The sequence below is a fragment of the Flavobacterium sp. genome (genome assembly GCF_025352015.1).
In the GTDB taxonomy this organism is placed as follows: domain Bacteria; phylum Bacteroidota; class Bacteroidia; order Flavobacteriales; family Flavobacteriaceae; genus Flavobacterium.
Genome location: NZ_JANXUG010000062.1, coordinates 1 through 11,542, shown reverse-complemented (window position 1 = coordinate 11,542; position 11,542 = coordinate 1). Strand labels below are relative to the sequence as shown.

Here is an 11,542-nt window from a genome sequence, read left to right as displayed (position 1 = left end):
CCACCATTCTGAATTAAATCGTGACGGTATTTTGCCATAAACTGAATCGCATTATCTACCGATATTCCAAAGGCAATGCTAAAAACCAATATCGTTGAGGGTTTTAAAGGAATTCCAAAATAACCCATCAAGCCAGATGTGATGCACAACGGAAGGATATTGGTTACCACGGATGCAAAAATCATTTTCCAGGAACGGAACATATATACCATCAAAAAAGCGATTAATAAAATTGCGAATAATAACGATTCGATTAAATTTCCGACCAAATACGTTGTTCCTTTTTGAAAAACCAAAGCCTTTCCGGTCAACGTTACTTCGTAATTATTTTTTGGAAAAATTTTATCAACTTTGGCATGCAATCGCTCTTCTATTTTTGCCATTTCTTGAGTTCCAATGTCTTTCATAAATGTCGTAATTCGGGCATATTGTCCTGTGGAATCGACGTAGCTTTTCATTAAATTATCTTTTGACCCTTTGGTTGCATTTTTGGCATAAGAAAGAATAAAAGCTTGCTCTTGCGAATTTGGTAATTCGTAATATGCTGGATTACCATTGTAAAAAGCTTGTTTTGAATATTTAACCAAATTTACAATAGAAACCGGTTTTGATAATTCGGGAATGCTGTCTATAGTGTTTTGCAATTCATCCATTTTTTGCAAAGTCGAAGCTTTTAGTACGCCTTTTTTGTGTTTGGTGTCAATCATTATTTCTAAAGGCATGACACCGTTAAACTCTTTTTCGAAGAAAAGAATATCTTTAAAAAACGAAGCGCTTTTTGGCATTTCGCCTATCAGACTTCCAGAAACTTTTATTTGGGCAATCCCAATAACACTCAAAATCATTAACAATCCGTAGATACTGTATATCTGATTTCGTTTGTTTTTTACCAAATTCTCCACTAAATTTAAAATAGAAGTCAGATAGTTTTTGCTCAAATGATGTAAATGTTTTTCTTTTGGCAAAGGCATAAAACTATACACTATTGGCACCACCATTAAGGTCAACAAATAAACCGTAATTACATTGATAGAAGTCACCAGTCCAAATTCAAAAAGCAAATCATTTCCGGTAATCATAAAGGTAGCAAAACCAATAGCTGTGGTCAAATTTGTCATCAAAGTGGAAACCCCAATTTTGGAAATCACCCGTTGCAACGCTTTCGCCTGATTGCGATGTGTTTTGATTTCCTGCTGGTATTTATTAATGAGAAATATACAATTCGTAATTCCAATTACAATGATTAACGGGGGAATAATTGCCGTTAAAATCGTAATTTTATAATGTAATAATCCGAGTGTTCCAAACGACCACATTACACCTACAATCAAAATACAAATCGAAATAAATGTGGCTCTATGCGAACGAAAAAAGAGGAAGAAAATCAGTGAGGTAATAAACAAAGCAACACCTATAAACAGACCAATTTCGCCTTTCATATTCTCGGTATTGATGGTTCGGATAAAAGGCATACCCGAAACTTTCAAGTCTATTCCAGTTGTTTTTTCAAATTTTTCTACTTCGGGAATCAAAACGGTTAGAATAAATTCTTTGCGGATGGGAGAGTTTACAACTTGCTTGTTGATGTAAATTGCAGCGCGAATACTTCCTGTTTTTTTATTGAAAAGTAAGCCTTCATAAAACGGTAAATCATCAAAAAGCTGTTTTTTTATTTGGGCTAAATAAACAGGATCAACAGTTCTTTTTTGGTCAATCAGTGGGACTAACTTAAACTTTTCTAAAGAATCGTTTTTTTGTAATTTCTTTAAATCATTTAACGAAACAACCAATTCGACTTCTTTGTGCGATTTTAGGTTGGTCATCAACTCGTTCCAAGCTTTATAAGTTTTGGGGGTGAAAAAAGTATTGTCTTTGAAGCCAATGACTACAAGGTTTCCTTCCTCGCCAAAAATGTTTAAAAACTGCGTGTACTCTTTATTGGCTTTATGATTTTTTGGTAATAGATTGGCTTCTTTGTAAGTCATGCCAACATTTTTCCATTGCAAGGCAAAAAATATAGTTAAAAGAACAATTCCTATGCTAATGGCAATTCTATTCCTTAAAATTATACTTGCAACAAATTCCCAAAAACCTACTTTTATTTTCTTTTTCATTTTATGATAAAACGGTTGCAAAGGTAATTAAAACCGCAAAAAAAGGGTTGTATTTTGCAAAAGATTTGATTAAAATCAACATGATTAAGAGGTCAAGTTTAAATAATTGTAAACAACAAAAAAAAATAAAAAAATTAGCCTGATTTTTAGCATCTTTGTAAGGAGAAGAAAAATTATTTTTTGAATGAGAAATTTAAAAAACACACTATTTTACATCATCGTAATTAGTGGATTTACTTATTTAATGTTCAGAATTATTGAGCGCGGAAAATTATTGGAAGTAGGCATAAAAATTATTTCACCCTCAACTAATGATAGCCAATGGGTTCAGTTTCTGGCATCACTTTTTCATAATTTAAAACATCCGTTAGCATTACTGTTATTTCAAATTATTACTATAGTTTTAGTTGCCCGAATTTTTGGCTGGATATTTAGAAAAATAGGACAGCCATCGGTCATCGGAGAAATTATCGCAGGAATTGTACTGGGACCTTCACTCTTTGGTATGTATTTCCCTGATATGAAAGAAGCCCTTTTTCCTGTTGCTTCTCTCGGAAACCTGCAGTTGTTAAGCCAAATAGGGTTGATACTTTTTATGTTTGTCATAGGGATGGAATTAGATCTAAAAGTCCTAAAAAATAAGGCCAATGAAGCCGTGGTGATTAGCCATGCCAGTATCGTGATTCCTTTTGCTTTAGGAATTGGCTTGTCATATTATATCTATCATCAATTTGCACCAGCAGGAATAGAATTCCTCTCTTTTAGTTTGTTTATGGGAATTGCTATGAGCATTACCGCTTTCCCGGTTTTGGCCCGAATTGTTCAAGAAAGAGGCATTCATAAAACCCGTTTAGGAACTATTGTAATTACTTGTGCCGCAGCAGATGATATTACGGCTTGGTGCATTTTGGCAGTTGTAATTGCGATTGTAAAAGCCGGAAGTTTTGTGAGTTCGTTATACGTGATTGGTTTGGCTCTCATTTATGTTTTGACGATGCTTTTTGTGGTAAAACCTTTTTTAAAACGTGTTGGAGATTTGTATGCCAAAAAAAGTAACATAAAAAAATCGGTCGTAGCAATTTTTCTTTTGACCTTAATTGTTTCTTCTTATTTAAGTGAAATTATAGGGATTCACGCTTTGTTTGGAGCCTTCTTGATGGGAGCAATTATGCCTGATATAGCAAAATTCAGAAATGTTTTTATCGATAAAGTAGAAGATGTATCTGTAATTTTGTTATTACCCTTATTTTTTGTCTTCACAGGATTGAGAACAGAAATAGGTTTGATTAATGATGCCTATTTGTGGAAAGTTACGGGTTGTATTATTGCGGTAGCTGTAGTCGGAAAATTTATAGGAAGTGCTGTAGCAGCTAAATTTGTTGGTCAGAGTTGGCGCGATAGTTTAACCATTGGCGCGTTGATGAATACACGAGGGTTGATGGAATTAGTCGTGTTAAACATTGGTTACGAATTAGGCGTGCTTTCGCCAAAAGTATTTACTATGATGGTTATAATGGCATTGGTTACCACTTTTATGACGGGTCCAGCATTAGACATTATCAATTTTATTTTCAAAACCAAAGATGGAATTATTCCTTCCGAAGTTAAAAATCGCTCCGATTTTAATATTTTGATTTCTTTTGGAAACAATGAAAAAGGAAAATCATTACTTCGTTTGGCAAACAGTCTTGTCAAAAAACAAGCCGATTCGGCGAATGTTACCGCAATGCACTTAACTGTAAGTGACGAAATGCATGCGTATAATTTAGAAGAATATGAAACTGTAACCTTTGAACCCATCGTACAAGAGTCAAAAAAACTAAACCAAGAAATCACCACTATTTTTAAAGCAACTGGCGATATCGAATCAGATATTGCAGACATTGCTCGAGAAGGAAATTATGATTTGCTTTTAGTGGGTTTGGGAAAATCTATCTATGAAGGAACCATTCTGGGCAAAGTGCTTGGATTTACTTCCCGAATTATAAACCCTGATCGATTATTAGATAAATTTAAAGGGAAAGAAGGACTTTTTGAAAATTCTCCTTTTGATGATAGAACACGATTGATTATCTCTAAAACCAAAACACCTTTGGGCATTTTAATTGATAAAGATTTGCACAACATTGATAAAGTATTCGTGGGAATTATTAACGCAGGCGATGTTTTCTTGATTGATTACGCACAAAAACTGATGTACAATAACAATTCTCACATCACTATTTTAGACAATAATGAACATACCAAAAATAATTTTATTGTGGAAAATGCGCTGTCAACTTTAGAGCAGAATTATCCGGATAATATCGAAGTTTTTCATCTTGATCAACTCAACAAACCTTTTTTACAACAACAAGATTTAATAGTTTTTAGTCTTGAAACTTGGAAAAAACTGATTGATGATGAGGTTTCTTGGCTGTCTGATATTCCGTCAGTGCTTATTGTGAAGCCATAATTAAAACTAATAATCTGCGTAAACTTAATAGTTCTACAATTCTTGTTTTAGAAAAACCATCAAAAAATTTGTTAGAAAAGAATTCAATACAACACAATTTAAAAACTTGTTTCGTTTAAATAAAATAGTGTTATACAGGCATTTATTTGAAATAATTAGCGGCTTAAACACCCAAGATATATTGCAATATCAAACACCTGAATGCAAAACTTTCTTAAAGCAAATCCAACAATTTATTAATAATTTAACTCTAAATTGTGACTAATGCGTCAAGACGTTATTCTTTAGAGCTTTCTTTCACAAACGGCTGAATTACAATTTCGGCTTTGTCAAAAGCTTCTTTACATTCCTCCAAAACATCCGAACACATATCGCCAAAATCGATGTTTGTGGACCAGGGGCGAATAGCCAATTGAATAGCCGAATCGGTCAAAAGATTTACAACTACTGTTGGCGGCGGCACTTTTAATACTTTGGGATGGTTCTCTAAAACCTGCATTACAATTTCTTTAGCAGTTTTTATATTAGTGTCATACGAAATGTTAAAAACTAAATTGGCTCTTCTGTTTTTACCAATCGAAAAATTGGTAATCACACCGTTGGACAAAATCCCATTGGGCACAAAAATAGTTTGATTATTTGCAGTGATTAATTTGGTTACAAAAATCTGAATTTCGCTTACCGTTCCCGAAACATTTTGTGCTTCTATAGTATCGCCAACTCTAAAAGGTTTAAATAAAATAATCAACATTCCGCCCGCAAAATTAGATAGCGAACCTTGTAATGATAGCCCAATTGCCAAACCAGCGGCACCAAGAACCGCTACAAATGAAGAGGTTTCTATTCCAAGTTTAGAAATAAAGCTTACAAAAAGTAATATGCGCAAGGCCCAAAGCAAACCGTCTGCTAAAAAACGTGATAAGGTAGGGTCTAATTCCCGCTTAATCATAATTTTACTTGCCAAACGATTCATTAATCGAATGACGTATAAACCGATGAAAAGAATAAGCAAAGCCGAAATTAATTTAGGAGAATAATCGATCAAAATTTTAGTAAATTGATCTAAATAATCTCCAAACGTATGAATATAATGCAGTTCTTTCTTTTCCATAATAAGTTAAAAAGATAGAGTTCAAAAAAACATGCATTCAAGGTTCTATCCCCGTCGTAGTTTCTTAAACTCTACCTTGCAAAAATAATATTTTTTTAAAAATTAATCCGCATTTTCATCGGCTGGTTTTGCAATATCTTCAGCTTTTGTTTTTAGATCTTCAGCTTCGTGTGAAGCATCATTTGTATAAGAATTTACTTTTTCTTTAACCGTTTCTACAGTATGGTGTGCAAGATTTTCTGCTTTGTCAGCATATTCACTTGCTTTTTCCTTAACCTTTTCCGCAATTGAATCAATTGCTTCTTTTGCTGCCGGAATGTGTTCGCTTGCTTTTTCTTTTGCAGAATCTACAAAATCTTCCATTTTTTCCACCATGGGTGCAGCTGCAACTTTTGCTTTATCAAATGCTGATTCAGTAAAGCTGCCAACTTTATCTGCCATTTCTTGTGTGGAAGAACCAAATAGTTTTTTAAAAAAATCTCCTAATGCCATGACTTTATATTTTAATTAATAATAACAATAGTACGATTTTTTGATGACTATTGAAAAATTTCCTTCTTGATTTCCTCAAAATTTAATGTTGGGAGTTTACAGGTTTTGTTTTGGCACAAGTAAAATAAAGTTTCAACTTCAGAAAATCGATTTTCTAAAAACGGTAACGTAGAAATAGTCAAACTTCCTGCAACAACAACAGTGGGCAAATAATTTTGATTTATTTTCGCTAAAAAGTCCAATGCATTTGTGCCACAAATTGCCAATTCTCTATTCTGTTCTGAAAAATCCAAAAATAAAGTCAACCAATTGGAATATGCTGATGGATAATCAACCGTGGGGATGATGTTCTGCACCATTTGTCGGCAAATTTTTTCATAATAACTGTGGTTAAAATAAATGCTCATTTTGAATAAAGCACCTGCCATTACCGAGTTGGAAGCCGCAATCACGTTATCTTCTACTTCAAAATGAGTGGCAATTAAAGCATCATCCTGATGTGAAGTGAAGGAGAAAAATTGTGCTTTTTCATCATAAAAATTATCAAAAGTATAATCGGTCAGCAACTTGGCGTTTTGCAACCATTTCTCATCAAATGTAATTTCATACATTGAAATAAAAGCCTCAATTACATGTGCATAATCCTCAAGAAAACCATTGATAGTTGCTTTCCCGTCTTTGTAACTGTGTTTCAAATTTCCTTCTGAACTCCAAATTTTATTGCTGATAAAATCAGCATTTTGCAAAGCAATGGTTAAATATTTTTTGTTGCCCAAAGCTTTGTAAGCTTCGACAAAACCTTTGAGCATAATTGCATTCCACGATGTTAAACATTTATCGTCTAATATTGGTTTACTTCGTTTTTCTCTTTCGATATAAAGAATTTGTTCCCAAGATTTTTTCTTTTGTTCCAAATTTTTCAACGGAATATTTTGCTGTTTCGCTATTTCGTCAAGCGATTGATTTTGGATTAAAACATAATTTTCGTGTTCCCAAAACCCGAATTTATTTACATTAAAAACCACTGAAAATAATTCGAAATCTTCCTGAAGTAATGCTTCTAATTCCGCTTTTCTCCAAACATAAAAAGCGCCTTCTTCGAGATGATTTGTTGCATTTAAACTGTCAGCATCAAGCGCAGCATAAAAACTTCCTTCCTTGGTCAGCCATTCTTTTTCCACAAACTTCAATGTCTTTTCGATGACTTCTTTATAAAGTGAATTGCCAGTCAATTTATAAGCATTGGCATAAAGCGAAACCAATTGGCCGTTGTCATACAGCATTTTTTCAAAGTGAGGCACGTGCCATTTCATATCGACAGAATAGCGCGAAAATCCGCCATCAATAGTGTCAAATAAGCCGCCATAAGCCATTTTGGTCAAAGTTAGATTCACAAAATCCAGTACCGTTTGGTTTTTTGTTTGATGTGCGTAGCGCAAAAGAAATTCGTAATTGGTTGGCATCATGAATTTGGGTGCGCTTGCCATGCCGCCATAATCCCAGTCGAAACTTTTTTGCCATTTGGAAACTAAAGATTCAAGTTTTTCAAAATCAAAATTGGTTTCCGAATCATTTTTTGAAATAAGGCTAAAGGACTGCAATCCATCATTAAGCTTTTCTGCATAATCTAAAATGGTTTGTGGTTGGTCGCTATAAATTTCCTGTAGTCGTTCTAACGAATTTATCCAATCATTTTTTCTAAAATATGTGCCACCCCAAATAGGTCTTCCGTTAGGCAAAGCCACCACATTCATAGGCCAACCGCCTTGACCCGTCATGATTTGAACGGCTTTCATATAAACGACATCAATATCGGGACGTTCTTCGCGATCAATTTTTATGCTGATGAAATGAGCGTTCATTGTGGATGCTACTTCGTTGTCTTCAAAACTTTCATGTTCCATCACGTGGCACCAATGGCAAGCCGAATAACCGATGCTGATGATTATCAATTTGTTTTGGTTTTTGGCTAAAGCCAAAGAAGTAGCGTTCCATGCTTTCCAATGCACAGGATTGCTAGCGTGTTGCAGTAAATAGGGGCTGGTTTCTAAATGTAGTTCGTTCATAGCAGGTTATTTTCTAGCCCCGGTTGCAGTGGAAATCCTTTTTATCTTGTTTTGGCAAAAACGAGATAAAAAGATTGGAACGTAAAACGGGAAATAGCTCCAGAAATAAATTTAGGATAAAGTCCTAAAATTTAGATTCTGAAACAAGTTCAGAATGAGAAAAGCATCTCAAAAGAAACGCTTTGTGAATTATCCGTTTAGTGCTTCGACCACAATATCTTTATCATTGAGCATGTCTTTGAGCATGTTTTCGATGCCGCTTTTTAAGGTGAATGTAGACGAAGGGCAGCCGTTACAAGCGCCTTGAAGCACTACTTTTACACGCTTTTCGGTTTCGTCATACGAATCGAAAAGAATATTTCCGCCATCGGCAGCAACGGCAGGTTTTACGTATTCTTCGAGAATATTAATGATTTGCTGTGAAGTCGTGTCAAGATTTTCAAAGTTTTTGATTTGTTGTTTTTCCTGTTTTACGTTGTTTTCGATTAGGTTTTCATCAATTATAGTGCCACCATTTTCGATAAATTGCTTGATGAATGTACGTATTTCCAAGGTGATTTCATCCCAGGAACTGCTGTCATATTTGGTAATCGAAATGTAATTTTCGGTAATGAAAATTTCTCTTACATAGTGAAATTTGAATAATTCCTGTGCCAAAGGCGAAGGTTTGGCTTGGTCAATATTTTTAAATTCGAAGGCTGTTTTGGTCAACGCTTTGTTGACAACAAACTTAAGCGAAGCTGGATTAGGCGTGGTCTCACCGTAGACTGTTGTGGGTTGTTTTTTGGTCGGATTTTCATTGGGCAACACAATAACGCCACCATTAGCAACAAAAATTTCAATTTGTTCGGCAACCGCATCTTGAACTTCTGTCCATTCCACAATATTGTAGCGTTCTATGGCAATAAAATTTCCAGAAATGTAAATTGTTTTTACAAAAGGCAAATAAAAAAGTTGTTGTGCCAAAGGAGAATTTTTTGCCTCATCAATATTTTTAAACTCAAAGCTTTCATTTTGAGTGATAAAATCTGGGAATTCAAATTTTATTATGACAGGATTTTTAGTTTCTTTTATCGATATTTTCATCAAAAGGGTTTATTTTTCTACAAATTTAACAAAGTTATTTTCTGTGAATACTTATATTTGGACAATTAAAGAATTAATTAACATTTTGAGTGATTTAATTAGAAGAATCACATCCACAATTTCGCAGTAATGAAAAGAATTAGATTTTTATTTATCATATTTTTAACGGGATTCACTTGTTTGGCACAACCCATTAGTGTTAACAATACAACTTACACTGTTTCTCAATTGGTAACAGATGTTCTATTTGCACCTGCAGTAGGGGGAAGTTCTTCTTGTATTGGACCTACCACAAGTATTACATGGAGTACGGGGACTAATTTTGGAGCTAATATTTTAACCTTTCCAAATGGGATTGGTTATTTTACCAATACTAATTCAAATTTTCCCTTATCATCGGGAGTAATTTTAAGTACCGGAAATGCATTGAACGCGCCAGGACCAAATACAAACACACAAAACAATGGCAATAATACTTGGCCTGGTGACATGCAATTACAAAATTATATGGCAGCATTGGGCATCATCGACCCGACACCTGCTCCTGGAGCTGCTGATAAGTTTTACAACGCTACTATTTTAGAATTTGATTTTGTTCCGTTGACCAATCAAATGACTTTTGACTTTTTATTTGCTTCAGAAGAATACGGACTTTTTCAATGTAGATATTCTGATGCTTTTGCTTTTTTTTTAACTAATGTAACTACTGGTTCTCCTGCTGCTAATTTAGCATTAGTTCCTATGACAACAATTCCAATTTCTGTTACAACTATTCGTGATGATGCCGGACTGCCAACCTGTGGTGCTAGTAACGTTAATTATTTTGGTTCTAATAATCAGGGGGCAAATGCGGCAGCAGCAGCAATCAATTTTAATGGGCAAACTACTTTGTTAACAGCTTCTTCTCCGGTTATTCCAACAAATGTTTATCATATTAAATTGGTGATAGCCGATTTAAATGATAGTCAATATGATTCAGCAGTTTTTCTAGGTGCTGGAAGTTTCAATATTGGTTCAGCTGATATAGCTGGAACAGGCGAATTTGCTGGAATAGGAGATTTTACCGTTGCCGGTGGAACAGCAGTTTGTGGTTCAAAAAATATAGTGGCACAAGCGGGATCGGTTTTAATACCTGGCGCAACTTACAGTTGGACCTTAAATGGAAATCCTGTGGGAACCAACTCTAATCTTTATACCATTACACAAGCAGGCACTTATGGTGTTACGATTACGTATCCGGGAGGATGTCAACAATCAGACACAATGGTTGTGCAGTATATTCCATCGGTAACTCTTGGAACTCCTAACGATTTAACCAAATGCAGCGCACCTTTTAATCTAACAAATAATTCTGCTATTATTTTAAATGGTGTGCCCAATAGTATTACGTATCATCATAGTCTTTCAGATGCACAGCAATTGATAGCACCTATAGCGAATGCTGCAAATTATAATGGGACAGATGGAGAAATAATTTATGCTGCCGTTGAAGACAATTCAAGTGGATGTATTATTACGACTCAATTTACTTTGCATACCGATTTAAGTTTATGTGTTATAGCTGGAACACCTCCCGATATTGTTCAGTATGAAACAATTGCCAACGGTGGAGTTTCAACATTTAATTTTACGACACAAACGCCTATAATTTTGGGGACGAATAATCCGGCAAACTATACAGTTACTTATTACCCTACTTTGGCCGATGCCAATGCTGGCACCAATGCCATTACCAACACCACTTCTTTTTTAAATACCTTAAATCCTCAAAGAATTTATTCCGTTTTGTCTCAAAATGCCAATCCGTTAAATTTTTCTGTGGTGAGTTTTCAATTAATAGTTGTAGCATTGCCATCGGTTTCAATTTCGGGGTCAACCGCTATTTGTAGTGGAAGCTCTGCCTCTATAATTTTTACGGGGACGCCAGCTGCGACGGTTAATTTAACGGTTAACGGAATTCCTCGACAAATTGTTTTAAGCGTATTAGGAACTTATACCGATGTCACTTCGCCTATGTCTTTAACTACTATTTATAATTTGGTTAGTGCTACAATTACAACCTCTGCTGGAACAACAACTCAACCCCAATCTGGTTCTGCCACGGTTACTGTGAATCCTGTTCCCACTGCGACTATTGCAGGCACCACCTCCGTTTGTCAAAATACAGCCACAGCGATAACATTTACCGGTGCCAATGGAATTTTACCATATACATTTA

The 11,542-nt window shown here is 34.8% G+C and carries 7 protein-coding genes; 2 read left to right on the top strand and 5 right to left on the bottom strand.

The genetic code is table 11. From position 1 onward, the window contains the following. On the bottom strand, positions 1–2,114 hold a 2,114-nt coding region (locus tag Q0Q96_RS06305), incomplete at its 3' end, for an MMPL family transporter (RefSeq protein ID WP_293872389.1). 184 nt (positions 2,115–2,298) lie between these two features. Here Q0Q96_RS06305 and Q0Q96_RS06300 point away from each other — a divergent pair. After that, complete coding sequence (locus Q0Q96_RS06300; RefSeq protein WP_293872388.1) at positions 2,299–4,569, top strand: cation:proton antiporter; 2,271 nt, start codon at positions 2,299–2,301, stop codon at positions 4,567–4,569. Positions 4,570–4,846: 277 nt separating this feature from the next. On the opposite strand, the gene Q0Q96_RS06295 is transcribed toward Q0Q96_RS06300, so the two are convergent. The 4 genes from Q0Q96_RS06295 to Q0Q96_RS06280 all read right to left on the bottom strand — a co-directional run bounded on the left by Q0Q96_RS06295 (position 4,847) and on the right by Q0Q96_RS06280 (position 9,327). Beyond that, positions 4,847–5,680, bottom strand: a complete 834-nt coding sequence (locus Q0Q96_RS06295; protein ID WP_293872387.1) for a mechanosensitive ion channel domain-containing protein — start codon at positions 5,678–5,680, stop codon at positions 4,847–4,849. Between the two features lie 102 nt (positions 5,681–5,782). Further along, positions 5,783–6,172, bottom strand: a complete 390-nt coding sequence (locus Q0Q96_RS06290) for a YtxH domain-containing protein (RefSeq protein WP_293872386.1) — start codon at positions 6,170–6,172, stop codon at positions 5,783–5,785. 47 nt (positions 6,173–6,219) lie between these two features. After that, positions 6,220–8,238 carry a thioredoxin domain-containing protein gene (locus Q0Q96_RS06285; protein WP_293872385.1) on the bottom strand — a complete coding sequence of 673 codons (2,019 nt, stop codon included), beginning with the start codon at positions 8,236–8,238 and terminating at the stop codon, positions 6,220–6,222. 189 nt (positions 8,239–8,427) lie between these two features. Continuing rightward, entirely contained in the window at positions 8,428–9,327 is a 900-nt protein-coding gene (locus tag Q0Q96_RS06280; protein WP_293872384.1) for a NifU family protein, read from the bottom strand. Between the two features lie 126 nt (positions 9,328–9,453). On the opposite strand from Q0Q96_RS06280, the gene Q0Q96_RS06275 reads away from it, so the two are divergent. Continuing rightward, the coding region (locus tag Q0Q96_RS06275; RefSeq protein WP_293872383.1) for a choice-of-anchor L domain-containing protein at positions 9,454–11,542 on the top strand (2,089 nt) is incomplete at its 3' end.

Excerpts from the sequence above, each read along its gene's own strand:
- Q0Q96_RS06300 (WP_293872388.1), top strand. The coding sequence starts at position 2,299 with ATGAGAAATTTAAAAAACACACTATTTTACATCATCGTAATTAGTGGA.
- Q0Q96_RS06295 (WP_293872387.1), bottom strand. The coding sequence starts at position 5,680 with ATGGAAAAGAAAGAACTGCATTATATTCATACGTTTGGAGATTATTTA.
- Q0Q96_RS06290 (WP_293872386.1), bottom strand. The coding sequence starts at position 6,172 with ATGGCATTAGGAGATTTTTTTAAAAAACTATTTGGTTCTTCCACACAA.
- Q0Q96_RS06285 (WP_293872385.1), bottom strand. The coding sequence starts at position 8,238 with ATGAACGAACTACATTTAGAAACCAGCCCCTATTTACTGCAACACGCT.